Raw genomic sequence first — 25572 nt, 5'->3', positions numbered from 1 at the left:
AACACCTGCTGAACGATTTAACCCATGTGTTGCAGCGACCGGTTGAAACCGCAGCAGCTAGCGGACCTTGTCTGAGTCCTTCGGCTTCGCTCAGGATAAACTCCGCGAGTTGGGCCGCTCTTCGGAGTTGGCGTCCCTCCTCTTCAATGAGGCCAAACGGGGCGTCAATGGTTTTGACTACTTTTGCCGAAACAAAAGTGGTTCGGCTGCCGGGCCGAAACCCGGCATCTAATCAGTTTGAACAATCAGGCAGGTGGGAAGGGGCCGGAAGTATGTGTAAAGGGAAGGTCTGCCCCCAGGCAGATAAAAGACGAAGCGACCGTCACAGGTTCAACCTGGATCATAATAGCCATACACACGGTTTAACACTTCCGACAGGATCGCTTCATGTTGGGCCTCGGCTTCATCCCACGTGGAACAGCGGCGGCACGTTTGATCCAGGGCCCCACCAAACACCATCGTTTCAAACAGGAGAGGGGGGCCGGCGAAGAACTGATGATCAATCCCAAGGAAAACGGTAGACACCTCAATGTCGGCGATCTGGGTGTGACTCACAACCCGATCAGCCGTTTCCACCCATTCGCCAAATTCCTTGGCACCAGAGGCCAAAACGACTTCTTGATTACGTAAAATATAGAATCGCATGTCAGCGCTCCAGATCATATTCCACGTCGCCGTGGTCTCTTCCTCGAAAGCACACCCGACATGATGCCAATTTCTGGCTTTCTACATCAACACCGGGCACGGAATTTTCTTATCTGCAAAGTACCCGGCTGAAGTGCGAATCACCATGCAGCCCTTGGACCTGACGCCTTCCGGCTGGCCCAAAGGAGGGGCGCTCTTCTCAGCCAGCGGACCCTGTGTGAGCCTGGCGAGTTGGTCCGCTCTTCGCAGGGTTAGCGGCCCTCCTCTTCGATGAGGCCAGGCGGGGCGTCAATGGTTTTGGCCACTTTTGCCGAAACAAAAGTGGCTCGTCGCACGAGGGCGAAACCCCGGCCTTTAAATGCCAAGTGCCACAAGGATCCACAGAGAAAAGTGAGTCATGCTCAAGACGCAGGAACGGGTGAAGGGGCCTGGGAGTATCTTGAAAATGAAAGCCTTCCCAAACCCGCCTCTTCATGAAAAAAAAATGGAAGCCAGGTTGCGTCTCATGAGGAATCGATGACAATATTGGTCTCGGTTTTTTAGAATCCCGGAGAATCATGTTGCTCAGGCCCTGCTGTGGCTTGATGACCGTATGTACTCACTCACGAATAGGATGGCACATGACTGAAGAAACGAAGCCCGTGTTTACCATAGAGAAAATCTATGTCAAGGATTTGTCCTTAGAAGTTCCCCATGCACCCGGCATTTTTCTGGAGCGTGACGCCCCACAAATACATATCGAGTTGAAGACGCAACATACCCGTGGGGAAGAGGGCTTGTATGATGCATCCTTGACGGTCACGGTCACGGCCAAGGTGAAGGATAAGGTCATGTTTATCGTGGAAGCGGAACAAGCCGGGATTTTCCGGATTCGCCATGTCCCGGAAACGGAACTGGGCCCGGTGTTAGGCATCGGATGTGCGAATATTCTCTTTCCCTATGTTCGCGAGACGGTGTCTGATGCGGTGACACGGGGAGGGTTCCCGACCGTCATGCTCAACCCGGTGAATTTTGAAGCCCTCTACCACCAACAGCAGCAGCAACAAAAGACTCAAACCGATTCCGTAGCCACGACTCACTGAGTCAGCTCCTAGGGCGAAGTGCTTTTTCGAAGGGCGCGGGGAAATAGCATTTTGAGGGTTACAACACGAAAGAAATCAGGAATCCGTCTTTCCTTTATTATTCACACTCGTAGGGGGTAGCGGGCAGGTATCAAACCCTCCGTCATTCATCTTAAATTGTCATCCTGAGCAGCAGCGAAGGATCTGAGACCAGCCATGCCTGCACATCGACACGCGACGCCCCTCCGTCATCCTCACAGGTCGTCATCGGGCATTCATCTTTAATCCTTCACCCAACCGAGACCAAAGAAAACAGAAAAGCAGAATTCCCTCGCGGTGCCACACAATGTCGGTCAATAGAGGTGGGGGAGGGAGGTTAGGGGCAAAGTGTGAGTGATGTGGGAATGCCAGGCCTGACTCTGTGGCGCGAACGGTTATTCTTCCGTAGTCCAACGCCTGCCGGCTGCCCCAAAGGAGGGACGCTCTTAGTATTCCGCGGACCTTGTTTGAGCCTTGCGAGTTGGGCCGCTCTTCAAAGTTGGCGTCCCTCCTCTTTAATGAGACCAGACGGGGCGTCAATGGTTTTGGCCACTTTTGCCGAAACAAAAGTGGCTCGTCGTACGGGGGCGAAACCCCGTATTTAAGGAACGCAGTGCGGCTCACCTATTAAAAAAACGTGCTTGAATCTTCCGAATGAATGGTCGAGTGACTTTAGCCTTCAAGTCATTCCGCTGTGCATCCTCAAACAACGCATTGCATTCCCGTTCCAGAATGCCACCAATGACTTCGGTGTTTCGACGCCTGCCGGCTGGCCTACAGGAGGGACGCTCTGAGCATCTCGCGGACCTTGTTTGAGCGGAGCGAGTTGGGCCGCTCTTCGGAGTTGGCGTCCCTCCTCTTCAATGAGGCCAGACGGGGCGTCAATGGTTTTGGGTCCTTTTGCCGAAACAAAAGGACCTCGGCTGCCGGGCCGAAACCCGGCGCATAATTGTTCCCAAATTAATGATCAAGAGAATTAATCCTTAGAGACATCGCAGTGGGCCGCTTCAAATAACCGCATTGCACTCTCGTCCCGGAATGCCACTAATAACTTTCTTGTTCCGAGGCGGAGTACAGCGAGCCACCTCCTCGCCTCGAATATCGATTTGCCGCCACCCGTGTTGTTGGAGAAAAGGAATCAACGTCCCGAAGTACATGGTGGCCATGCCGGCCAGTGCGAGAGGCGGAGGATGAGTCACCCAAAGATTTTCCCCGTGACTTCAAGGGGTGGCTATTGAAAAATTTCGTCGGGTTCCATCTTGTGACGATACTGCAGTTGAAGGCCATTCAAGAAATTCCGCAAAATTTGGTCCTGGCATTTGCGATAGTGTTTATGATCAGGTCTGCGAAAAAATGCACTCAGCTCATGTTTGCTTATACGAAAATCAGCCAAAGCCAATATCGACAATATGGCATCGGCTTGTAAATTGAAAGCGATCTTCAGTTTGACGAAAATAATATTATTATTGAGCCGTTGTTCCGGTTCAGCCTGCGCGCCATCTTTCTTGCCGCGCCTATCGTTAATCAACCCATTGAGAAACGTGGCGAACATGATGTCAGGACATTCGACAAAATCCGGATTATCATCTTTTTTTAACCATGCACTCACCTCTGTTCGCGTCACGGTCCGGTTGGCCTGAGCAAAGACATCAATCATTTTGGAATCACTGAAATCCAGGATGTAGCGAATTCGACGCAGGCAATAATTATTGTTCATGTCTGTGTTCCCGTGACTTCATGGTGCTCTGCACCACGGGTTGGTGAGAGTTGGATTAGAATTTTTTTATCAGCGAACGTGATCGAAGCACCGGTCATTATGGCCTTGTTGAATAAATCTCAAAAATCACCAAAATATGCACGAGAAAAATTTAAGCATCAGCAGCTGGCGGGAATGTTCAAAAACGTCATCCAGCAAGGCCACAGCCATTTTGGCGCCCGGAGCGTACCCTCAGTACGTAAGTACGACAAAACGGCGACCTGCCTGCGCGAAGCCGCTCCGGCGAAGGCAGGGAACGCCACTGGTGGCTTTTTTCAACATTCCCATTATGTTCCTTCGCGTGTGCGTGTGGCCTTTCCCGTTGAGCAGGACCAGCCCAGGCCAGAAGCAGTGTAACGTATGAAGGCAGGACCCGACCACCAACCCAATAAAAAGGCAGAAACTTCCTCGCCCTTGTAGGGGTTTGTTCCGAAGCGGAACTCGCGGAGCCTGTCCTGAGCGAAGCTGAAGGGCTTAAACCGTCCTCGCCGAATCTCCGAAGTTGGCTGCGCTCCCCGGCCACGCCAAAGGCAGGATAATCTGCGAGGCAGGATGAGGCGACCAGATGAAATCGAAAAGAAGAAGTCTCTCCAACTCCAACATGATCTCGGTCAATAACGGCGAGGGAGGGAGATTTGGGGGCAAGGTGGGAGTGTTGTGTGAATGAAGACCTGACCCCTCACAACGTATCTAATTTTTTGCCTACGATTTTCTAGATAATTCATTAAACTATTTCCCGTCATATGTGGCCCCAAGTTTCTTCATAACCCACTCCATAGCTGGGTTTGGATGCCTTTCTTCATTCCCTTTCCCTTCCATTCGATCGGCTGGATTGAATGTCAATTCAAAAAACGTTGCCGCAGCAATTGCATCCTTGAAAGGCTCTGCCTGCTTTTTGAATCCATCTACGGAAGAGGCTACGGAATATTTATACGCGTAATTCTCCTTCAAGCGAAATAATGCCGCATGCCGAACAGCAGCAAATTTTGCGAACCATCCTGCAGGAAGGAGAAGCAAAGCACGAACAATAATTTGTCCAAAAAATTCAGTTGTGCTCACGTCTGGTTCTTTTCCTGACACCCATGAAATTCCAGGTAAAACATAAGCCAAAAGGGGGAGTACTGATAAAAAAAGCAAGAAAACAGCAAAGTAAAATATCCACCTTGCTCCTTTCAATTCCTTTTCAAGCTTATCTCTTATATCACCAAAGGACCCAGCTAACCCTGCGACGGTGGCACCGGTAAGCATACCCTCGGCCTGTTCTGTAAGCGTTTTTATATCATCTTTAATATTCCCAAGTTCCTTAATAAGGTTTTCCTGTTGCTCCTTCCCTGTTTTGAATGTTGTTTCTCGTTCCAGCAACTCTTTTTTGAAACTTTCGAAATTAGCTTGATAGGCCAGGACACCTGTCTTTAGTATCTCTGCCTGTTCATTTGTTGTACGAATTGCAGTTACTTTTTGAGTGCTTTCCTCGGTATATTCCGCTATGGTTTTGCGGTCTTTCTCTCCCTCTATCTTTAGCCGATCTAATTCTTCTTTCAAGACATCTGCTTGTTTCTGAAGTGATTCAATATGCTTTTTAGCCTTCTCCCCGTCTATAACAACTTGTGATAAATTGGCTTGCATTCGCTGAATATTAGCAAGCTGTTTGGAAAATTCACTAAATGCATACGAAAAGTCACTAAATTGCGGCCCATTAATGATGTTGGCCAATGGGTAATAGAAGACCAATGCGTTTTCAACCGTGTTTTGAATTTGCTTGAAAATTTTGTGGATGGGAATGTTTATTTGGGCGTTTTCGTTTTGAACAGTGAATCCAATCGGATCAAGAGTTCCCACCCCACCTTGCTTTTTAAGTTCATCAAAGCTGTTGTTAAGAGCTTGATATTGCTGAGTTACTTGGGACAAATTGGAGTGAAATTCTGTGGCAAATTTATTTGGAACAAGGTCCAATTCAACATCCCCGTTCAAGCCTGTTGCCAAACCGATTAATCCTAAAACCCTGGCGTCTATATCACCTATGCTTTGGTCAATCCCAGGAATAACTTTCGAGAAATCGAACTTGTCTCCATTTGCACTTTCAAGTGTTTGCAAACGTTCGGTGCACTTGGAGCGGACTTGTTCCAATGTGCTTACCTCAACCTTAATTGGTTCCAGCAATGTCTTGCTCATCTTTGAATTGTTTCCTTAGCCTAGTGGTTATGATTGGGGTCTGGCCTTGTGAACATTTTGGGCCAGTTTTTTGACCAGTCTTCTAGCTTGGCACATCCGCTTGAGTAGGGGTGAATGGCGTAATTCTTGATTCAATACTTCTTCGGCCATACTAACCAACCCATAAAAAAGTACAGAAAAAATTTAAACATTACTTCATGTGGAAGCTGGTGTCAGTTCATGTTTCTTTTGGGGCCGAATTAATTCCTTCTTGCTATTTTTTAAACCCATTGGCGGAAATCCTTTCAAGGCCTACTGCTGCAAATGGTGTCATGGAGGATGGCTTCCATGAGTTCTTGGGTTTCGGATTGGGTGGTGGTGAGTTGGGTTTCCAGTTGGTCGCAGAGGGCCAGCAGTTCATCCACTTTGGCGACGATGCGGTGTTGTTCGGCGAGGGGTGGAAGGGGAATAAGCGCTGGCCCCATTCGTTTTAGGGTGACTCGGGTGATTGCAGCGCCCTTCATCAAGCCCCGCATTTGATTATAGAAAAATGGGGACTGTAAAAATACAACTACTAGCCGGTTATAAATTAGTGCTGATAGTTTCAGCAAAGCAACGCTGGATAGCATACTGAATGGTTCATCAAGATCATTGATTGTGACGATGCCAGTCGTAGCTCCGTCCTTGATGTAAAGGATGTCACCCTTTTCGGGGTTACACCGGGCATAGATCTCATTGTGAACTTTGGTTGTTACGTAGGTGAGGTTTTCGAGTGCTACACCTTCAGGCTTTATGTTTTTGGCGGTAATGTATTTGAAGGGTCCATTCGCTAAGTTCGGGGGCGAATGGTGCGTACCGTCTGTAAGTTTATTTACCACGTCGATCAAATGCACCCAACACCAGGTTGCCGGAATCTCGAAAGGAAATTCAGTCTCCTCGACTTGAATGACATCTGTTTGACGGCGCATATGGCCATCCGCCAGCAACCGCGCCTTCTCCGCCTGAATCTGCTTGAGCAGTTCGGAGGCGGGCTCGTCGGTGGGGTCTTGCTCCACTAATTTGCCGCGGACGGCGAGGTTGAGGATGGTTTGGCGGAGTTGTTTGATATGGTCGGGGCGGGTGGTTAGGCGCGGGAGGTGGTTGAAGTAGAAGCGGGCGTGTTCCAGGAATGCGTCGGCATCCGCGCCATTATTCAAATGATGCAGAGACGACGCCACTAGCCGATCCCGGCGGCTCTCCCGCTCCGTCTGCGCCGTCTCCAATCGATCACACAGGGCCATCAGTTCATCCACCTTGGCAACGATCCGGTGTTGTTCTGCGAGGGGTGGGATCGTCACGACCATACGTCCAAGGGTCTGGCCGTTGACGTTTGGTTGGCCAGCGCCTCGCGCTCCGTCCTGAAGCTGCTTCCAATAGGCGGGGGATTCGAGAAATAGCTTTAAGTATTGATCATAGAGTTCTGTCGTCCCTTGGACACGGATTAGATAGGACGCAAAGACTGCTGTTACCGGGGCATGTCTAACGAGGAAGGTTTTCCCAATTGTCCCGCCTGTTCGTGCGATTAGGATGTCGCCTTGTTCGAGCTTGTATTGGCCTATGTCATGGTCGGAAATCTCGCATCCCGGCACTGATGCCCAATCAACCGAGTTGTTTTGGATGTCCGTGATTCGCAGGAGACGCACATCTTTGAGCAATTTATTTGCTGAAGCAGTGTAGCCGTAATGAATTTTTCGGCTAATTGTTGTCAGGCGCGCCCAGCACCAATCTGTTGGTACCTTAAATGGTAGTTCCTCGTCATCAATCTGAAGTGGTGGCTCTGGTTTTCTGATCTTCCCTTCCTTCAATAACCGGTCCTTCTCCGCCTGAATTCGTTTCAGCAGTTCGGATGCGGGTTCGTCTCTGGGATCCTGCTCGACCAGCTTTCCGCGCACGGCAAGGTCGAAGATAAAGCTGCGTAGGCGTGGGATGGCGTCTGGTGCCTCACCGATCCGGTCAAAGTGACTGAGAAGTTGGGCCGGGTTCATCGCAGCATGGCCTTCTCAAGAATGGCCTTGAGCTGATCACGCAAATTAGCGGTATCCTTTTCGGCTGCGTCGAGTTTTTGCAGCAGTTCCTCGGGATCGCCGTGGTCGTCGGCAACGGTGTGGGGATTTTTGAAGTCCAGGTTGTAGCCACGGGCTTTGACTTCATCGGCCGTCACCTTCCAGGCGACTTCGGTTTCCTTCCGTCCTTTGCGTTTCGCACCGCCCCACCAGTCGATGCAGGGTTTCAGATGCTCGAAACGGATGGGTCTGGTCATCGAGTAGGCTTTTTGTCCATCGGGAATACGGTGTTCGTAGAACCAGATATCCTTGGTTGGCTCGCCCTTCTCGAAGAACAAAAGATTCGTGCCAATACCGGCGTAGGGTTTAAAGACGCTGTTGGGGAGACGGACAATTGTGTGGAGGTTGCATTCCTCCATGAGATGTTCTTTGAGGCGCGTTTTGACGCCTTCGCCGAAGAGCGAGCCGTCGGGCAGGACGACGGCGGCGCGGCCGCCGGATCTGAGCAGGCGCACGATGAGGGCCAGGAAGAGGTCCGCTGTTTCGCGGGTTTGAAAATGTTTGGGGAAGTTGCTTTCAATGCCGTCTTCTTCTTTGCCGCCGAAGGGCGGATTGGTGAGGACGATGTCTACGCGGTCGGACTGGCCGTAACTGATATATGGCCGGGCCAGGGTGTTGTCGTGGCGGACGAAGGAAGGGTCGTCGATGCCGTGCAGGAGCATGTTGGTGACGCAGAGCATGTGCGGAAGCTGTTTTTTCTCGCAGGCGCGCAGGGCCTGCTGCATTTTCTGCTCTTCCTTTGGTGTTTTGACGTAGCGGTCGCGCATGTGCCGGAGGGCGCAGGTGAGAAAGCCGCCGGTGCCGCAGGCGGGGTCCAGGAGAATTTCGCCGGGGTGCGGGTCGATGCGATCGGCCATAAAGGCCGTGACGGCGCGAGGCGTGTAATATTCACCCGCGTTGCCCGCGCTTTGAAGGTCATTCAAGATCTGCTCGTAGATGTCGCCGAAGTGCTGGCGTTCGGAGAGGTTGTTGAAATCGATGCCGTCGATCTTGTTGATGACCTGGCGCATGAGCTGGCCGGACTTCATGTAGTTGTAGGCATCTTCGAAGACATCCCGCACGACACGGCGGCGTCCGTCCTTGGCCGTGCCGGAGAGTTCCTTGAGCGAGGGGAAGAGTTCATCGTTGAGGAAGGCCATGAGTTCATCGCCGGTGATGCCTTCGGGGTTTGCGGCCCAGGTGCGCCATTGGAAATTCTTCGGGATGGGCGACCGGTAGCCCTCCTGCATCATTTCCAGTTCCTGATCCTGGTCGTCGATGATTTTGAGGAAGAACATCCAGCAGAGTTGTGAGATGCGTTGGGCATCGCCATCGACTCCGCTGTCCTGGCGCATGATGTCTTGAATGGATTTGACGGTATTCCGGACGGACATAAGTTAGGCTGCTCCCTCATAGAGTGCATGTTGCAGTTCATGGACGGCCTTTTCAAAGCCGGGCCGTCCGCCAAAGGTTTTGAGTAATTCAATGGGAGTGCCCATAGTATCGAACGGTGCTATTTTTAAGATACGTGGATCGTCGAGGCTTGTGACGCCTTCGTCCTGATACTTTTGCAGCAGGGCTTCCAGTACCGCGCGGGCTTGCGCGCCGTATTTGCTGAAGATATCGCGTTTGCGGATATTCTCCACGCGCTCGCGTCTGGTGAGCGGCGGCTGGTCGAACGCCACGTGGCAGATGAGGTCGAACGGATCGAGATCCTTTCCCACTTCGTCGGCCAATGGTTCGAGGAAAACCCCTTCGTTTTCCAGTTCCTCGATAATGGCCTGCTTGCGTTCGGTGTGGTTCCACTGCTTGAGAAACGTATCGAGGCTGGCATAGTGATTTCGTAGCGTTTTCTTGGAATAGTCGCGCAGGGTTTCGGTGACGAGCTTGCCGTATTCATCCAGATATTCGATTCGCTCAGCCACAATACTGACTTTCTCACCATGAATATAGTATTTGCGCGGTTGATTCCTGCCAGGTGGGATCGTGATGTCCGGCTTTTCGGGGTCCAGGATAACCGTTTCTTCGTCGCTAGGCTGTAGCGGAATGGGCTCTTCCTCATCAATTGGCGGTGCGACATCGTCGGGTGGTGCCACCGGGTCGTTCTCCCCAGGTTCGTAGATCTGCACGGGTTCGCCGTCGAAGTCGGGATCGGCGAAATGGTTGGTGGCCTTGCGGAAATCGATGAGGGTGAAATAGAACTTGTTGGTTTCCGCATGTACGCGGGTTCCGCGCCCGACGATTTGTTTGAACTCAGTCATGGAGCCGACTTCCCGGTCAAGGACGATGAGGCGGCACGTCTGAGCATCGACCCCGGTGGAGAGCAGTCGTGAAGTCGTGACGATGACGGGGTATTTGGCCTCCGGGTCAATGAAGTTGCCAATCTGTGCGCAGCCTTCGGCATCATCGCCGGTAATCCGCATGACATAGCGGCTGTTTTGCTGGATCATATCCTGGTTTTCGTTGATGAGGGCTTGGCGCATGCGGGCGGCATGCTCGACGTCCACACAGAAGATGATGGTCTTTTGAAAGCGGTCGCCGCCTTCTTTTAAGAATTGGCTCACTTTGTGGGCGACGCGCTTGGTGCGCTCGTCGATGACGAGGGTTCGATCGTAATCCTTCTGGTTATAGATCCGATCTTCGATCTCATTGCCATACTTGTCCGACTCTCCTTTGATCGGGCGGTAGCCTTCCACGTCTACATCCAAATGGACTTTGACTACCTTATAGGGAGCCAGGAAGCCATCGCGGATGCCTTCCCTTAATGAGTAGGTGTAGACGGGTGGGCCGAAGTAATGGATGTTCGAGACGTATTCGGTTTCCTTCGGCGTGGCCGTCATCCCGATCTGGGTGGCGCTGGAGAAGTAGTCGAGAATCTCCCGCCAGGCGGAATCATCTGCCGCGCTGCCGCGATGACATTCGTCGATGACGATGAGGTCAAAGAAGTCGGGCGAGAGTTCCCGGAAGAGTTTTTGGGATTCCTCGGGGCCTGTGATGGCCTGATAGAGACCGAGGTAGATTTCATAGGAGGTGTCGATGCGTCGATGCTTTTTGTCCACAGCGGTCGTCAGCTCAACCACGTTGCCATCCTCGCGCTCGATCGTCTTGGATCCGGTGCTGAGTTTGGCCATGGTCTTTCCAAAGGGGCGAAAGTCGTTGACCATGGTTTGGTCGATCAGGACATTGCGGTCCGCCAGGTAGAGGATGCGTTTCTTGCGCTTGGCCTTCCACAAGCGCCAAATGATTTGAAAGGCCGTGTAGGTCTTGCCGGTACCCGTGGCCATGACGAGGAGGAGCCGATCCTGGCCCTTGGCGATGGCTTCGATGGTGTGGTTGATGGCGATGCGTTGATAGTAGCGCGGCTCCTTGCCACTCGCGTCGTCGTAATAGTTTTGAAGCACGATTTCTTCCTGCGCCGGGGCCAGACCTTTCCATGCGCGGTATTTCTCCCACAGTGCTTCCGGTGATGGGAAGGCGTTGAGGGAGAGTTCGGACTCTGTTTTCTCGTTCTGCCCCGTTCGGTCATGGAAGAGGAAGGCGTCACCGTTTGATGAGAAGACGAATGGAATATCGAGGGTCTTGGCGTACTCCAGTGCTTGTTGCATGCCGCCGCCAACGGCGTAACTGTTGTCCTTTGCCTCGATCAGGGCGATGGGGATGTTCGGCTTGTAGTAGAGAATGTAGTCGGCGCGTTTGGCTTTGCCGCGGGTGACGAGTTTGCCACGGACGATGATTCGGCCGTCCGTGAAGGAGACTTCTTCACGGACTTGGGCCAGGACGTCCCATCCCGCCTGCTCGACGGCGGGCGTGATGAACTTGGTGCAGATGTCGCGTTCAGACAGCGTCTTCTTGTCGGGCGGGTTCATAGGGGTTCCGGTACCAATTTTACGAGTACTTTCCCTTTCGAATGTTTTTGATTCCTTACCCGATGGAAAATATTCAGGACAGGTGGCGCGAATGTGCCCTTATGATTTTTGGCAACTACTGGGCGGACTTTCTCAATTGGGTTGGGTACTTGGTTGGGAGGGAATGGCATAAACCTGGTGGGGGAGTCAGGTAATATCCAAAGTTTGGAATTGTGTTCCTTTGTGAAAGCTTGAGAATCGTACATCAGAAAAGGAATGAAGTACAGAAAAAAATTGCCTTGGGAAGCTGAGGGGTAGTTTGAAATACAAGAAGAGAAAAATTTTAAAATGAATCGGACAAGATTCCTCGACAGGTTTCTTGCAGAAATTCTTCAGAGGGAAATTGATACGTGTGCCGAGAAATTTCGAGGGCGATTGTATTTCATTCTAGCAACTAGAATGGAGGGAATTTCTTTCGAAGTTTCGATGATTTTATGATTGCTCTAGTTTGGACTCGCGAGGTGGCCTTGAGATTTCAATGGTAAGATGCCGGGTTTCGCCCCGGCGGTCGAGCCACTTTTGTTTCGGCAAAAGTAGCCAAAACCATTGACGCCCCGTCTGGTCACATTGGAGGGGAGGGACGCTAATTGGAGAAGAGCGGCCCAACTCGCCGGGCTCAAACAAGGTCCGCAACGGATAAGAGCGTCCTCCCTGGGGCCAGCCGGCAGGCGTCGGATCAAAATTAAAGCGTACCGAGACAAATTCACGGACGGTGGACCAACTCGCGGAGTTTATCCTTCGCCAACGTCGAAGGGCTCGGACACTGCCCGCCTTTTTCCGGTGCCGGTTGCACCGCTCGGCCATACCACCAGGCCGGGGGAGCTGAGAGAGGAAGGGTGAATTAATTCCCATGGCTCACACAAGGTCCGCTAGCTCAGAAGAGCGTCCCTCCTTTTGGCCAACCGGCAGGCGTCGGATCAACATGAAAGCGTACCGAGGGAAACTCATGGAGGGCGGACCAACTTGCAGGGCTCACACAAGGTCCGCAACGGATAAGAGCTTCCCACCTTTGGCCAACCGGCAGGCGTTGGATGAACGGTACGCCTGTTGATTTGAGCGACAGTTCGGTTGGCCGACCTGCAGGTGGTGGGTCAGATGTGAAGAATGGTGCGTGATGACGGATGAGGAATGGTTGCTGGTGAAAATTGCGATGAGACGGCGAGCTAGAGAAGTTCCCGGAACTGTTCGGAGGATATTTCCGCCGCGTCCAGGATCTGTTTCAATGTGCCCGGTTTGATGACATGCTGGCGAGGAATGATGACGATATGTTTATCGTCGGTCATGGAAATGTGCTTGCCTTCTCGAAGGAGGTAAAATCCTGCACGCTTGAGGGCTCTCACGACGCGTTCATGAGAGACCTGCGGGAGTTTGGTCATACCGTGACTTCGACGGTCCGCAGCTTCTTTCGTCGTTTTAAATCTTCAATACTTTCGAGGTAGGTCTTAATGGCATCCTTGATATTATCCAGGGCTTCTTCCTCAGTCTCCCCTTGTGAAACACACCCTTTTAACGTGGGACAATAGACGACATACCCCCCGGCTTCAGGGTCTTGTTCGATAACGATTGGATATTCCATGCTGACCTCCCCATTGATAGCACTGTTGATGTGGCTAAAGTATACCAGAAGTTGCCTTCCGGGTAATTGCAGGCCAAGTTTTGATCTTTCAACTGGGTCATTCATGTGAGTCTGGAGCCTGGCGATGTTCTGCACATATTTCCATCAGCACCATCTTCTCCTTAGCAACTCTCTGTCAGATGTCATTTCTTTGACCGAGAGTCCTGTCAGCAATCGCAGGAATGAGGGATAGGTGGATACCGGGGTTTCGCCCCCGAACGACGAGCCACTTTTGTTTCGGCAAAAGTAGCCAAAACCATGTTGGCCGTGGCATGGCCCTTCGGGTGCCCTGCGCAGTGCACCGCCACCGGCGGCGGGCAAACTCGCTGCGCTCGGACACTGCCCGCCTTTTTTCCGGTGCCGGTTGCACTGCTCGGCCATACCACCAGGCCGGGGGAGCTGAGAGAGGAAGGGGGAATTAATTCCCATGGCTCAAACAAGGTCCGCCAAATGCGAAGAGCGTCCCTCCCTGGGACCAGCCGGCAGGCGTCGGAATGTAGGAAAGAATATATTTGGCACTTCCATGAAAAAAAAGGAGGACTACAGGAAGGATGGAGGGGAAGAAGTGGATCGGAAGGATGGGGTTTATTCGTAGACTTGAAGATGTAGTTTAATTGCAGCTTTTTGAAGAGCACCATCAGCAGTCCACATGCCACACCCTGTTAGTTGAGCGGAAGCCAGGAGATGACAGTCGACCCATCCCAGTCCTGCTCCATATAATTTTTGAGTTTCCAGTAAGTGAAGGACTTCGTGATCGTCGGCTATTTGAGCCTTAGGAAGCGCCTGGAGTAACGCTAAGATCTCGAAACGATTTTTTAACATTCCGCACGCCAGTTCTCCAATGACAGCGGAATGGGTTAGGACCAAACTTTCCTGGAGGAAGGATACCAGACGGGGACTTCCTGCTCTGAGATGGTTCACCCAGATGGAGGTGTCGACGAGAATCATGGCTTGGGGATTGATCGCCGTCGCGGAGGCAACTTCAGTTGCCTTTCTGATCCTCCAAGTTGGGCCAAGCGGTGGGCTGCCTCTTTGGAAATAAGCGCCTCAAGCCCTAACCGAACTAATGCGGTTTTTTCCTCAATGCCGGTTAATTTCGAGGCTTTTTTTAGCAGGTCATTGTCAATATTTAAAGTCGTTCTCATATGTATGAATATGCACTAGTGATGCATATAAGTCAATGCCATTTTTGATTGTCGGCAGAAGGGGATTGTTGCCCCATGAATTATGTCGGGCATGATGTGAAGGTTTGGTCAATGCCGGGTTTCGGCCCGGCAGCCGAGCCACTTTTGTTTCGGCAAAAGTGGCCAAAACCATTGACGCCCCGTCTGGCCTCATTGGAGCGGAGGGACGCTAATCGGAGAAGAGCGGCCCAACTCGCCGGGCTCAAACAAGGTCCGCTAGCTGAGAAGAGCGTCCCTCCCTGGGACCAGCCGGCAGGCGTCGGAACATAGGAGAAGAACCGTTGCGAGACTTTTATGCAAGAGTGATGAGCGGAGGAAGGATGACCCGAGGAATGGGTGGTGGGGTTTCGGACCGGCAGGCGAGGTCAAGGGATTCGGGGTTTCGCCCCCGAACGACGAGCCACTTTTGTTTCGGCAAAAGTGGCCAAAACCATTGACGCCCCGTCTGGCCTCATTGGAGGGGAGGGACGCCAACCTTTAGAAGAGCGGACCAACTCGCTCTGCTCAAACAAGGTCCGCCAAATGCGAAGAGCGTCCCTCCCTAGGGCCAGCCGGCAGGCGTCGGATCAACATGAAAGCGTACCGAGGCAAACCCACGGAGGGCGCCCAACTCACAGGCGTTGGATCAACGGTTCGCTTGTCGAATTTTGGCGTCAGCCTGGTTGGCCGACCTGGAGGTGATAGGCTAGGTAAGGCTTCTTTCAATTTCGGCTACCATTGATTGGGGGCATGCTTTGCATTCCCCCCCACTCCCACCTTAACCCTGTACTCCGAATTTTTTCTCTTTTATTTTTATTACCCAATCCGGATGCCTGGCGGCTGCCTCCAGAAGTGAACGCCCGAATGAAACGGCGGGCCTTGTTTGAGCCTTGCGAGTTGGTCCGCCCTCCTGAAGGCTGCGTTCACTTCATCTGAATGTGGCCAGACGAGGCATCAATGGTTTTGGGTCCTTTTCCCGAAAGAAAAGGACCTCGTCTGCGGGGACGGGACCTGGCCATTTTTGATAAGCGATGCTTTTTTCCTAGTTCGCCATTTACGGATTTTCCCGTCGATATGGTAAATTTCCATAACGGCGATTGGTTGAAATTACTTTGAACAGGAGTTTGGTATGTCGGCACTTTTTCAACCCCTTAACCTTGGGGCGATTCTTCTCAAGCATCGGGTGGTGATGGCACCCTTGACCCGGCTTCGCAGTCAGCAACCGGATGACGTTCCCCACGGGCTGAATGCGGAATATTATGGGCAACGGGCGAGCGACGGCGGGCTCATTATCACCGAGGCGACGGATACCTCTGAACAGGCCCGTGGCTATCCCGGTGCGCCGGGGATTTATACGGCGGATCAGGTGAGGGGCTGGCACGGGGTGACCGAGGCGGTGCATGCCAAGCAGGGCTTTATCTTTTCGCAGATTTGGCACACCGGACGTATTTCCCACAGTTCGATGCAGCCGGGCGGACGGCTGCCCGGCGCTCCCTCGGCTGTTGTTGCGGCGGGCAATCATATGGACCGGCAGGGCAATGTCGTTCCCTTCGAAACCCCTCGCGCGCTGACCCTTGGGGAAATTGAAGAGATTATCGGTGATTTCCGCAAGGCGGCCGAGCATGGGCTGACGGCCGGATTTGATGGTGTCGAGATTCATTCCGCTAATGGCTATCTCATTGATCAATTTCTGCAGGATCATACGAACCGGCGCGAGGATGCCTATGGCGGGTCCATTGAAAATCGCACGCGGTTTCTGCTTGAGATTGTCGAACAGGTGACGGGGGTGTTCGGCCACGACCGCGTCGGGGTGAGGATTGCGCCATGGGGTGTGTCGGCCGACATCCGCGATAGTGATCCCCAGGCGCTGTTCTCGCATGTCGCGGTGGAGCTTGGCAAAAGAAAGCTGGCTTATCTGCACATCGTGGAACCCCGTGCGAATCAGCGCAGCGATACGAATGCGCTTGATCCCAATGCTCCCGATGCCTCTTCCCGTTTTAAGGGTTTATTCGGCGGACCGGTCATTGCCGCCGGTGGCTTTACTCAGGAAACTGCTGAATCCGTGATTCACGCCCGCCATGCCGATGCCGTGGCGTTTGGCCGGTTATTTATCGCCAATCCGGATCTTCCCGATCGCTTTCGTTTGGGGGGTCCTCTCAATCCCTATGACCGCGCTACCTTTTATGGGGGAGATGCCCGGGGATATACGGATTATCCGTATCTTGATACCGCAACGCCTGACTCCTCTCCGAAAACGGTTACCCGCCAATAGACATTTTTTTCAGGGAATGGATGTCGGGGTTTCGTCCCCGAATGACGAGCCACTTTTGTTTCGGCAAAAGTGGCCAAAACCATTGACGCCCCGTCTGGCCTCATTGGAGGGGAGGGACGCCAACTCTGAAGAGCGGCCCAACTCGCAAGGCTCAAACAAGGTCCGCCAGCTGCTAAGAGCGTCCCTCCTTGGGGCCAGCCGGCAGGCGTCGGATCAACATGAAAGCGTACCGAGGCAAACACGCAGACGGCGGACCAACTTGCAATAATCAGACAAAGTCCGCCTGGTGATAAGCGTTAGCCTGGTTGGCTGATCTGAAGGTGCTGGATTGAGGAAACCTGTTCTTAATTTGTCTGCTGCTCGATGCCAAAAATTTGGAGGGTGATTTGAATGTTTGATGTATGCCGGGGTTTCGTCCCCGAACGACGAGCCACTTTTGTTTCGGCAAAAGTGGCCAAAACCATTGACGCCCCGTCTGGCCTTATTGAAGAGGAGGGACGCAAACCTTTAGAAGAGCGGACCAACTCGCTCTGCTCAAACAAGGTCCGCTAAATTCGAACAGCGTCCCTCCCTAGGGCCAGCCGGCAGGCGTCGGAAGATAGGAGAAGAACCGTTGCGAGACTTTTATGCAAGAGTGATGAGCGGAGGAAGGATGGCGCGAGGTATGAATGGTGGGGTTTCGGCCCCGAACGACGAGCCACTTTTGTTTCGGCAAAAGTGGCCAAAACCAATCTCACCCAGGTCGGCCCCATAAAATCTTGCTGACGTGGGAGCAGGGAGGGCGGCCCAACTCGCAGGGCTCAAACAAGGTCCGCCTCACAAATTAAACGTCAGCCCGGGTAGCCGACCTGAAGGTGAGGAGGAGGAAGTTTAGAGGGATGCCCGATGATGGATGTCGGGAATGACGGAGGCGGAGCATGGGCTTCGATTAGGAAATGGCAGGATTGGGGAGGAATTGATTGATAGGACTCGCTCAACTTTTCGCCCTGTCTGTCTTCAACCCTGCTCTCATGTTTATGCCGGAGATGGTGGTTTGGCATCCTCTTTCCCAGCCCTGAGCTGGCTAAATGTCTCCTTACCCAAATACCGCTCCAGCTTTTCACTGAGATCGGTTGAAAGACTCTTCATTTCGGCTATTCGACGGAGTTGTGCTTCCATTTTGTTTTGTAAATCCAATCGATGTTGTCGGAATTTTTCGAATGCCCCAATCATTCTTGAGGCCACTTGGGGGTTTTTGGCATCCAGTTCCATGAGAAAGTCCGCGACAAAGGCATACCCTGATCCGTCTTCGGCATGAAAACCTTTGGGGTTGCCATGCGAAAAAGTCCCATACAACGCTCGCATTCTGTTCGGGGTGGGGTGTGTAAAGGCCTCATGTCCTGTCAGGTCTTTTACGATCTGGAGAATATTATCGTTCTGTGATCTCGCGAATGCCCCCATCCACTTATCGACGACTAACGCATCATTGGCAAATTGATTGTAAAAATGTTGGGTCACGTCGTCTCGATAGGATTGCGCCTCATCCATATTGATGATGATTGACATAGCCGCATAGCGGTCGGTCATATTGTTGGCCTGGTTATATTGCTTCACGGCCAGCTTGGCCACGTCTGAGTCTCCTGAATGCGACAAATACGCGAGCGCGGTGTTTTGCAGGCTGCGGCGGCCGGCATCCGCACGATCATATGCCTTCCCGGGATCATAGTTGGTGTGGTAAATCTCGAGAAACTTATCGTGAAGCTCACGGCCGATTGTTTCCAGAAATGTTTTGCGTACTTTGAGAATCGCTTGCGGATTAATCACCGTCCGGTTAGGAGCCAGTTCCTGATAGACGGGCAGGCTGAGAGCCAGGCTCATGAGTTCCTGGTCCATATCTGTTCGTTGCAAAATCCTACGAAATGAATCCAGGACATCTTCGCCAACGAGGATGTCTTCTCCGCGTTCGTCACGATCAATTTGATCCATGAGTTTGGTGGTGAGGAATCGATTGCCTGCTTCCCACTGATTGAATCCATCACGGTCATGCACCATCAGATGTCGCAATTGGTCGTCTGTATACGGAGCCTCCAGATTGACCGGAGCGGAAAAATGGCGGAAAAGCGAAGGGACAGAGTCAGATGGGATATTCTCGAAGGTAAATGTCTGTTTCGCTTGCGTGAGCTCCAGCATTCCTTGACTGACATCCTCGCCATCGGGTCCTATCAATCCATATTTCACGGGAATGTGTCTGGGTTGACCGTTTGATTGATTCTGTATGGTTGGGACAATTTGTTCGAGCGTGAGGGTGAACATTTGCCTCGCCTGATCCCATGACCAATCGGCTTTCACTGTGGGTGTGCCTGCCTGGGTGTACCAGAGCATGAACTGGCTGAGGTCCCGACCGGAGGCCTCTTCCATACAATGCACCCAATCTTCAACCGTGACCGCTTGCCCGTCGAACCGTTCAAAATACTTATCCGACGCTTTACGGAAATCTTCCTTGCCCAATAGGGTATGCAACATCCTATTGAGCTCCGCACCCTTGCTGTAGACGGTGGCGGTGTAAAAGTTATTGATGGTGACAAATTGATTGGGTCGTGGTGGATGGGCCATCGGCCCGGCATCTTCGGGGAATTGACTCATCCGGAGGCTTCGGACGTTATCGATACGATTGACCGCTTGCGAACCCATATCCCCGGAAAATTCCTGATCCCTGAAGACCGTCAAGCCTTCTTTTAAACACAACTGAAACCAGTCCCGGCATGTCACCCGGTTGCCGGTCCAATTGTGAAAATATTCGTGGGCAATCACCCCTTCCACTCCTTGATAATCGGCATCGGTCGCCGTAGAAGGATGCGCCAACACATACTTCGTGTTGAAAATATTCAGGGACTTGTTTTCCATGGCCCCCATATTGAAATCGTCAACCGCCACAATATTGAACAGGTCAAGATCATATTCACGACCATACACCTCTTCGTCCCATGTCATCGCACGTTTCAGGGAGGCCATGGCATGATCAAGTTTATCGAGGTCTTTTTCATCCGCATAAATACACAACATCACTTGGCGCCCGCTGGCTGTCACGAAGGTATCGTCAATGCATGCGAGGTCACCCCCGACAAGGGCAAATAAATAACTGGGTTTGGGAAAAGGATCCTCCCACACCGCATAATGCCGTTGATTATCCAGTGGCCCATGATCGACGAGGTTCCCGTTAGAAAGGAGAACCGGGGCCGCAATTTGATCGGCAATAATCTTCGTGGTGTATGTCGCCATATTATCCGAGCGGTCGGGGAAAAAGGTGATCCGCCGGAACCCTTCGGCCTCACATTGCGTGCACCAGTTGCCCCCTGATTTATACAGGCCTTCAAGGGCGGTGTTCTGTTCGGGGTGAATTTTGACATGCGTTTCGAGCGTAAAGGCGTCACCTGTGGGTTGGAGGGAAAGGGACCTTTGATCAACGATGTAGCCTTCTGTCAGATTGGCCCTCTTGGGGATCGCGAGGCCATTGAGTTTCACCTCCAGCAATTCCAGTTCTTCGCCATCAAGGACCAACGGGTGATCATGACTGCCATTTTTTTTCACCTGTAACTTGGCGCTGACCAACGTTTCTCCATCGCGAAGATCAAATGTCAGATCAACATGTGTGACCCAATAATCAGGCTGCGTATAGTCTTTCAAATATGTCACGGAATTTACCTCAGACACGGCATCGTCTCCTATCGTTTATCATCCTCAATATCCGGCTATGGCCAGAGGCTTCATTGTTAACATACCTCACCACATACGCAAGAGGATAGGCTCACGGTCTTACGGTCTCGCGGTTCCAAAATGAGTAAGACGGAGTAAGAAGCCTGATGCCTGGGCCAGGAGGTTCGGTGGGACCGCTTCATATGCTCTGCTTTCCACTGATGTTGGGTAGACAAGGAAGGCCTGGTGCAAATTATCGAAAGGCCTGAGCGAATGCTGTAGTTGTCACGGCTTAGCCGGATCTTTCATTTCGCTTAGGATGACCATGTTCTACCGGACGGGGAGTGAGATAGATGTCGAAGCGGTGTTTTTTTGTTTTGATCGAGGTCTGGGGTTTGATACCGGCAAGATAATCGGCATAGGCCGGGCGTTTGACGACCACCCGGTTGGTGGCAATCGTGAGGGCTACCTTCAGTAATTCATCGGCATCTGTATCATGCCCGACGATATCCTGGACAATTCGCATGTCTTTTTTTACGAGCGCCGATTTGTCCTTGAGGGGAAACATGGGATCGACATAAATGACTTCGGGTGCAAACGGGACATGGAGCAGGGCCTGACGGCTATCCCCACAAGTAAGGGATAGCTTGTCTTTGATGAGCGCGCCAATTTTCTCATCTGCTACGGCACGACGTAATCCGTCTTCTAAGAGTTTGCTGATCATGTCCGATCGCTCGATCATATGCACGCGGCATCCCATCGTCGCCAGCACAAAGGCATCACGCCCCAACCCGGCGGTGGCATCCACTATCGTCGGTCGTTTGCCTTTTTTGATGCCGACCGCTTTACTAATGGCCTCGCCACCGGCGTGGCCATATTTTCTTCGATACGCGGTTTTCCCGGACACAAAGTCAATGACCACCGGCGTCAGGTCCGGCTCATCCTGATCGATCAATTGCCATTGTTGATCTTGTAATTGAAGACAATACTTCATCTGTTTTCTACGGATTTCTTTGGAAATGATCTCAGTAGGGAGGATGGGAGGAGGGGAGATTCCCGGCAGAGTCGCGCCGTCATCACGCTGCTTTACATGTGTATGTCCGGGTTCATACTTTGGTGTATGACTCTGATGATCACAATACGCTTCTTTCCCGTCTTATAAAAAATGGAGTGGGGGCCACATTCGAACCGGCACAATTCCGGCACAATTTCACTGCAATCCTGTCCCAATGTTGGACTATCGGCCACCTGCATCAGGCAATCTCTGAGGGAAAGGAAATATTCATCCGCCACGTTTTGCCCGAATTGCTGGATGGAAAATTCGTAGGTTCTCTGGAGGTCCTGGTCTGCCTTTTTCGAAAGTTGATACTCACTCATTGTCTACACGTCGTTTTTTGACATCGTTCATAATGTCTTCAACCTTCCGGCGGCTCACACCGCTACGCTCTCCTTCGAGAAGTGTTTTCCGTAACACCTCGATTTTTTCTTGATCCCGCCGGATCAGATTGCGCACGTAATCGCTGGCGTTGGCATATTTTCCCGTCCCAATTTGGCCCTGCACCCAGTCCTTCATGGGATCGGGAACCGACACATTCATTGTTGCCATTTCCTATCCTCCACGTTTCATTCTGGCATAGATAGCCAATCCGTTCCAACCAGTGACACCACGGGTGAGGGCCTTCGCATTTGAGAGACAGATTCATTTCTGCCAGAGACTTCAGGAATGGCAAAATGGGTGAGCGATCGGACCGCAACGACCCTGTGCCAAGGCGAACGGATGAAGATCACATGAAGGGGCTCAGCAGGACACAGGGGGCGTCAGGGTTACTCGATCGGAATGCGGTTTTTGTTCTGCGCAAGCCATTGGTCGAAGGTTTCCAAGTCCGGATTCAGTCTTCGGCTGAGATCCGGATCGCGTGCCCCGCAAAACTGTGATTCGAACTCTTGCTTGAACTGAAACATGTTGGCCAAGTCATCCGCGCCGGGAAATCCGAACGTAGCATAGACGGCCGGTTTCACTAATTGATACTGCACCTTCTGTCCGAGGGCGCGGGTGAGTGCCGCCGCCATTTGGTCGCCTGTTAAATGCTCGCCGGCAATCCCGACCGTTTTTCCGATGAATTCCCGGCCTTTCTTCAGGATGCCCAGTGCGCCCTTTCCGATATCTTCCACTGCGACACCGGGAAGTTTTTTGTTTCCCATCGGCAGGGTGATCCGGAGGATTCCGTCCTGACCCGTCTTGGGGCCCATGCCAAAGTTAATCAGGTTCTCCCAATAGAATGATGTCAGATAAAAGGTTGTCGGCACCCCGCGTTTCGAAAACTCGTCATTCGCCTCACCCTTCGCGTCGAAGTGGGGGACCTTGTACTTTCCCATCAAGGTCGGCATGCGGGTATCTTCGAGCGGAATCCACTGTCTGGTGTCTTCCAGCGTGGACCAGATGACGTGGGACACTCCGGCCTGTTGGGCCGCGTGCGCTTGCGCCTTGGCCTGAGCCAACTCCTTCTCCGGGGAACCATGCTCCCAAAAACTTGTGAGACAGAATGCGCCGTAGGCACCCTCAAAAGCCCGTTTCAAGCTCTCAGGATCGTCTAAGTCGGTCGCTACCACCTCCACCCCCAGGGTGGCGAGAGCTTTGGCCTTGTCCGAATGAATATCCCGCGTCAACGCGCGAGCAATGAAGCCACTATTCTGGTCATGCACAATTGCACGGATTAAACCGCCACCTTGCGCACCCGTGGCGCCCACAACGGCAATAATTTTTTTGTCTGGCATGTTGATTCCCTTCTTCTGAGATTAGACGGTCGCAATAGATGCTTTCCTCACCGGTTCAAACCGATCAATTCCGCCAGGGCCTCACCTGCGCAGAATGAAGGGGAATTATACCTTTCGGAACCGTCGTTCGGAAAATCTTAAAAGTCCCAGAAGGGTGTGTTTCTTGTCGCACCTTTTCCCGGTTGGTAGGGGACGGGGTGGCCTGTCAGAAGGAAAGTCAAGCGTGGGTCAGGAGCCTCTTTCTTGGCCGTCATCTTTAAAAAAGGATCTCCGTGTAATTATTTCTTCTTTTTATCGTTTATTTTTTAATTCATCCTCATGGATCAAGAGGCCTATATAGTACATGAAGGATTAGCTCGGCTTGCGCATCGCTAAACGATCTGACAGGAACCATTCTTCTTCAGAAGAATCGCACCGTGGATACCTGTTCACCTCTTCTGCGGGGTGGAGGGAGCCGTTCGGTGCCTTGGTAATTTTCCCCCAAAAGATATCAAGAGGTGAGAACCGAAAGGCCCATGAATTAGGTCTAACACATTATTGCGTATTGCAATATCAATCGTTAAGTAAAAGGATTATGCTTGATTGGAGCAAGACGGAATATTATTAACCGGAAAACATGTGGCGGCGTACGAGCCATCGGGGCGTTCTCGATGCTGCTTCGCCTTCCAGAATGTGGTTGATTCCCCATGAACACGGCTATTTTCATTCCCCTCCTTCCGCTGCTCGCCGCCATGCTGATCGGATGGCAGGGCAAACGACTGCAGTCCCATGTTGCCTTGATCGGGATCGTGGCCACGGCCGGGTCCAGCCTGTTCTCTTTTCTGACCCTCTACCACGTCAGTACGCAGGGTCCTATTCACCTCACCTTCTGGTCCTGGGGGCAGGAAGCCGCTCCTTCCCTGACCGTGGGGATGTTGGTCGATCGGCTGACAGCGGTGATGATGGTGCTCATCTCCAGTGTCAGCACAGTCATTCATCTGTATTCCCGCCGCTATCTAGAGGGTGATCCCGGGTACCAGCGGTTTTTCGGGTTACTCGGGTTAATGACGTTCACCATCCTCTCATTGGTGGCCAGCCCGAATTTCCTGGTGTTATTTCTGTTCTGGCAACTCTTGAGTTGGGTGTTGTATCTCCTCCTGGCCTTCAATGTTTCTCATGCCCTGGCTTCCGAGTATGCGCGAAAAACCTTATTGGTTCATCGAATTGGAGATGTCAGTTTTCTTTGTGGCCTCCTGCTCATCTATCAATATTTTGGTACGTTCGAATTTGCCGCCGTGTTTCAACAAGCGGCTTCTGATCCTCCCATGATTCGGTTGTGGGCCGGTTCCCCCCTTGAACTCAGCATTGTTCCGGTTATCGCCCTGCTGATTTTTGTGGGCGCGATGGCTAAATCCGCGCAATTTCCTCTCCACGTCTGGCTTCCGGATACGATGGATTCCCCGACGCCAGTCTCCGCACTCATGCATGCCGGGATCATCAACGCCGGAGGGTTCCTGCTGAACCGGTTGGCCCCATTGTACGCTCTCTCACCCACAACTCTTCATCTCGTTTTCATCGTGGGGGCCGGCACCGTCCTGCTCGGCGCCTCGATGATGTTGGTTCAGAATGACATCAAAAAAACGTTGGGGTTCTCCACGATGGGACAAATGGGCTATATGATTATGGAATGCGGCCTGGGAGCGTTTGCCCTGGCCATCTTCCATCTCATTGCCCATGGGTTTTTCAAGGCCACCCTGTTTCTGGCTTCGGGCAGTCTCATTCAAGCCGCGCGACATGAACCGAAATTTCCGCCGACCTCCGGTCACCGACCGACCAGGCTGCCGACCGGGCTGACCTGGATGACCGGGCTGAGCGTCACGCTGCTCATGCCGTTGTTCATTCTTCTGGTGGCCCATGGGGTGTTAGAGGTTCCGCTTCAGGATGCTCATGGGGCGGTGATTTTTCTCTTTTTCGGATGGGTAACGGCCTCCCAGGCCATTTTCAGTCTCTATCGCCTGCAGGCCGTGGCCTCCTGGAAGGTCGCCGGTGCGATGATCGGGACGTTGTTTTTTATCGGATTCGTGTATTTATGGGCGGGCGAAACATTCACGCATTTTCTGTATCCGGATCCGGGCGTCGCCAATGGATTTTTCCAGGCCGCCGCCTTCCCGCCACAGGTGTTCGATGGGATGATCCTGGTGGCGACCCTGGTGGTGCTGTTTGGCTGGCTGATTATGTATACCACGTCTCGTGGACAGAAAATTCTCAATCCTCATTGGGTGCTCTCGATACGGCAGACCGGTTGGGTTCTTTTCATCAACCGGTGTTATGTGGATGGCCTGTTTAAAAAACTGGGTTCTGCCCTGCTTCGGTTGGCGGAGAAAGTGGCATACCGGTATTAATCTTCGTCTTGGTCAAATGAGAACGTATGGTGAATATGGACCTTGAACATGACTGG

21 protein-coding genes are annotated in these 25572 nt (G+C 52.3%); 5 read left to right on the top strand and 16 right to left on the bottom strand.

What is annotated here, in order from left to right; genetic code table 11:
- Positions 1 to 330: 330 nt before the first annotated feature.
- Positions 331 to 645: a hypothetical protein gene (locus tag PJI16_03065; GenBank protein ID MDT3776538.1), complete on the bottom strand. Its 315-nt coding sequence runs from the start codon at positions 643 to 645 to the stop codon at positions 331 to 333.
- Positions 646 to 1265: 620 nt separating this feature from the next.
- Between PJI16_03065 and secB the strand changes: the two genes are divergently transcribed.
- Entirely contained in the window at positions 1266 to 1727 is a 462-nt protein-coding gene (secB, locus tag PJI16_03060) for a protein-export chaperone SecB (GenBank protein ID MDT3776537.1), read from the top strand.
- Positions 1728 to 2752: 1025 nt separating this feature from the next.
- On the opposite strand, the gene PJI16_03055 is transcribed toward secB, so the two are convergent.
- Entirely contained in the window at positions 2753 to 2944 is a 192-nt protein-coding gene (locus PJI16_03055; protein ID MDT3776536.1) for a hypothetical protein, read from the bottom strand.
- 32 nt (positions 2945 to 2976) lie between these two features.
- The gene (locus PJI16_03050; protein ID MDT3776535.1) at positions 2977 to 3462 is read right to left on the bottom strand and encodes a DUF1456 family protein; all 486 of its coding nucleotides are present in this window, start codon (positions 3460 to 3462) and stop codon (positions 2977 to 2979) included.
- 78 nt (positions 3463 to 3540) lie between these two features.
- On the opposite strand from PJI16_03050, the gene PJI16_03045 reads away from it, so the two are divergent.
- Positions 3541 to 3858 carry a hypothetical protein gene (locus PJI16_03045; protein ID MDT3776534.1) on the top strand — a complete coding sequence of 106 codons (318 nt, stop codon included), beginning with the start codon at positions 3541 to 3543 and terminating at the stop codon, positions 3856 to 3858.
- 372 nt (positions 3859 to 4230) lie between these two features.
- Here PJI16_03045 and PJI16_03040 read toward each other — a convergent pair whose 3' ends face one another.
- The 8 genes from PJI16_03040 to PJI16_03005 form a co-directional block, all read right to left on the bottom strand.
- Positions 4231 to 5673, bottom strand: coding sequence for a hypothetical protein (locus tag PJI16_03040; GenBank protein MDT3776533.1), 1443 nt, complete (start codon positions 5671 to 5673; stop codon positions 4231 to 4233).
- Positions 5674 to 5957: 284 nt separating this feature from the next.
- Positions 5958 to 7676 (bottom strand): restriction endonuclease subunit S, encoded by a 1719-nt coding sequence (locus tag PJI16_03035; GenBank protein MDT3776532.1) that lies wholly within the window; start codon positions 7674 to 7676, stop codon positions 5958 to 5960.
- A complete protein-coding gene (locus PJI16_03030; GenBank protein MDT3776531.1) occupies positions 7673 to 9127 on the bottom strand; it encodes a class I SAM-dependent DNA methyltransferase in 1455 nt (484 codons plus the stop codon). The genes PJI16_03035 and PJI16_03030 overlap by 4 nt, the downstream gene beginning before the upstream one ends.
- Positions 9128 to 9130: 3 nt before the next feature.
- Complete coding sequence (locus tag PJI16_03025; GenBank protein ID MDT3776530.1) at positions 9131 to 11599, bottom strand: DEAD/DEAH box helicase family protein; 2469 nt, start codon at positions 11597 to 11599, stop codon at positions 9131 to 9133.
- 1202 nt (positions 11600 to 12801) lie between these two features.
- Complete coding sequence (locus PJI16_03020) at positions 12802 to 13014, bottom strand: type II toxin-antitoxin system HicA family toxin (protein ID MDT3776529.1); 213 nt, start codon at positions 13012 to 13014, stop codon at positions 12802 to 12804.
- Positions 13011 to 13214 (bottom strand): type II toxin-antitoxin system HicB family antitoxin, encoded by a 204-nt coding sequence (locus PJI16_03015; protein MDT3776528.1) that lies wholly within the window; start codon positions 13212 to 13214, stop codon positions 13011 to 13013. Before PJI16_03015 ends, PJI16_03020 begins: the two co-directional genes overlap by 4 nt.
- Before the next feature lie 624 nt (positions 13215 to 13838).
- Entirely contained in the window at positions 13839 to 14201 is a 363-nt protein-coding gene (locus tag PJI16_03010; protein ID MDT3776527.1) for a PIN domain-containing protein, read from the bottom strand.
- Positions 14198 to 14398 carry a type II toxin-antitoxin system VapB family antitoxin gene (locus PJI16_03005; GenBank protein MDT3776526.1) on the bottom strand — a complete coding sequence of 67 codons (201 nt, stop codon included), beginning with the start codon at positions 14396 to 14398 and terminating at the stop codon, positions 14198 to 14200. Before PJI16_03005 ends, PJI16_03010 begins: the two co-directional genes overlap by 4 nt.
- A 1147-nt stretch (positions 14399 to 15545) precedes the next feature.
- Between PJI16_03005 and PJI16_03000 the strand changes: the two genes are divergently transcribed.
- Both PJI16_03000 and PJI16_02995 read left to right on the top strand, forming a co-directional pair.
- Positions 15546 to 16688: an alkene reductase gene (locus PJI16_03000; GenBank protein MDT3776525.1), complete on the top strand. Its 1143-nt coding sequence runs from the start codon at positions 15546 to 15548 to the stop codon at positions 16686 to 16688.
- 390 nt (positions 16689 to 17078) lie between these two features.
- Positions 17079 to 17240, top strand: coding sequence for a hypothetical protein (locus PJI16_02995; GenBank protein MDT3776524.1), 162 nt, complete (start codon positions 17079 to 17081; stop codon positions 17238 to 17240).
- Between the two features lie 462 nt (positions 17241 to 17702).
- Here the strand turns inward: PJI16_02995 and pepN are convergent, their stop codons facing one another.
- The 5 genes from pepN to PJI16_02970 form a co-directional block, all read right to left on the bottom strand.
- Positions 17703 to 20378 (bottom strand): aminopeptidase N, encoded by a 2676-nt coding sequence (gene pepN / locus PJI16_02990; protein ID MDT3776523.1) that lies wholly within the window; start codon positions 20376 to 20378, stop codon positions 17703 to 17705.
- Between the two features lie 274 nt (positions 20379 to 20652).
- Entirely contained in the window at positions 20653 to 21354 is a 702-nt protein-coding gene (locus PJI16_02985) for a class I SAM-dependent methyltransferase (protein MDT3776522.1), read from the bottom strand.
- A gap of 92 nt (positions 21355 to 21446) precedes the next feature.
- On the bottom strand, positions 21447 to 21737 hold the full coding sequence (locus tag PJI16_02980; protein ID MDT3776521.1) for a type II toxin-antitoxin system RelE/ParE family toxin: 291 nt from the start codon (positions 21735 to 21737) through the stop codon (positions 21447 to 21449).
- A complete protein-coding gene (locus tag PJI16_02975; protein MDT3776520.1) occupies positions 21730 to 21966 on the bottom strand; it encodes a type II toxin-antitoxin system ParD family antitoxin in 237 nt (78 codons plus the stop codon). The genes PJI16_02980 and PJI16_02975 overlap by 8 nt, the downstream gene beginning before the upstream one ends.
- 218 nt (positions 21967 to 22184) lie before the next feature.
- On the bottom strand, positions 22185 to 23135 hold the full coding sequence (locus PJI16_02970; protein MDT3776519.1) for an NmrA/HSCARG family protein: 951 nt from the start codon (positions 23133 to 23135) through the stop codon (positions 22185 to 22187).
- Positions 23136 to 23821: 686 nt separating this feature from the next.
- Here PJI16_02970 and PJI16_02965 point away from each other — a divergent pair.
- On the top strand, positions 23822 to 25516 hold the full coding sequence (locus PJI16_02965; GenBank protein MDT3776518.1) for a proton-conducting transporter membrane subunit: 1695 nt from the start codon (positions 23822 to 23824) through the stop codon (positions 25514 to 25516).
- Positions 25517 to 25572: the final 56 nt, after the last annotated feature.

Origin of the sequence: Nitrospira sp. MA-1 (assembly GCA_032139905.1) — a bacterium.
In the GTDB taxonomy this organism is placed as follows: Bacteria; Nitrospirota; Nitrospiria; order Nitrospirales; family UBA8639; genus Nitrospira_E.
The sequence above is the reverse complement of the archived record's forward strand: the minus strand, read 5'-3'. Positions and strand labels throughout refer to the sequence as shown.

Coding starts and splice junctions, on each gene's coding strand:
- PJI16_03065 (MDT3776538.1), bottom strand. CDS start 645: ATGCGATTCTATATTTTACGTAATCAAGAAGTCGTTTTGGCCTCTGGT.
- secB (MDT3776537.1), top strand. CDS start 1,266: ATGACTGAAGAAACGAAGCCCGTGTTTACCATAGAGAAAATCTATGTC.
- PJI16_03050 (MDT3776535.1), bottom strand. CDS start 3,462: ATGAACAATAATTATTGCCTGCGTCGAATTCGCTACATCCTGGATTTC.
- PJI16_03040 (MDT3776533.1), bottom strand. CDS start 5,673: ATGAGCAAGACATTGCTGGAACCAATTAAGGTTGAGGTAAGCACATTG.
- PJI16_03035 (MDT3776532.1), bottom strand. CDS start 7,676: ATGAACCCGGCCCAACTTCTCAGTCACTTTGACCGGATCGGTGAGGCA.
- PJI16_03030 (MDT3776531.1), bottom strand. CDS start 9,127: ATGTCCGTCCGGAATACCGTCAAATCCATTCAAGACATCATGCGCCAG.
- PJI16_03025 (MDT3776530.1), bottom strand. CDS start 11,599: ATGAACCCGCCCGACAAGAAGACGCTGTCTGAACGCGACATCTGCACC.
- PJI16_03020 (MDT3776529.1), bottom strand. CDS start 13,014: ATGACCAAACTCCCGCAGGTCTCTCATGAACGCGTCGTGAGAGCCCTC.
- PJI16_03015 (MDT3776528.1), bottom strand. CDS start 13,214: ATGGAATATCCAATCGTTATCGAACAAGACCCTGAAGCCGGGGGGTAT.
- PJI16_03010 (MDT3776527.1), bottom strand. CDS start 14,201: ATGATTCTCGTCGACACCTCCATCTGGGTGAACCATCTCAGAGCAGGA.
- PJI16_03005 (MDT3776526.1), bottom strand. CDS start 14,398: ATGAGAACGACTTTAAATATTGACAATGACCTGCTAAAAAAAGCCTCG.
- PJI16_03000 (MDT3776525.1), top strand. CDS start 15,546: ATGTCGGCACTTTTTCAACCCCTTAACCTTGGGGCGATTCTTCTCAAG.
- PJI16_02995 (MDT3776524.1), top strand. CDS start 17,079: ATGTTTGATGTATGCCGGGGTTTCGTCCCCGAACGACGAGCCACTTTT.
- PJI16_02985 (MDT3776522.1), bottom strand. CDS start 21,354: ATGAAGTATTGTCTTCAATTACAAGATCAACAATGGCAATTGATCGAT.
- PJI16_02980 (MDT3776521.1), bottom strand. CDS start 21,737: ATGAGTGAGTATCAACTTTCGAAAAAGGCAGACCAGGACCTCCAGAGA.
- PJI16_02975 (MDT3776520.1), bottom strand. CDS start 21,966: ATGGCAACAATGAATGTGTCGGTTCCCGATCCCATGAAGGACTGGGTG.
- PJI16_02970 (MDT3776519.1), bottom strand. CDS start 23,135: ATGCCAGACAAAAAAATTATTGCCGTTGTGGGCGCCACGGGTGCGCAA.
- PJI16_02965 (MDT3776518.1), top strand. CDS start 23,822: ATGAACACGGCTATTTTCATTCCCCTCCTTCCGCTGCTCGCCGCCATG.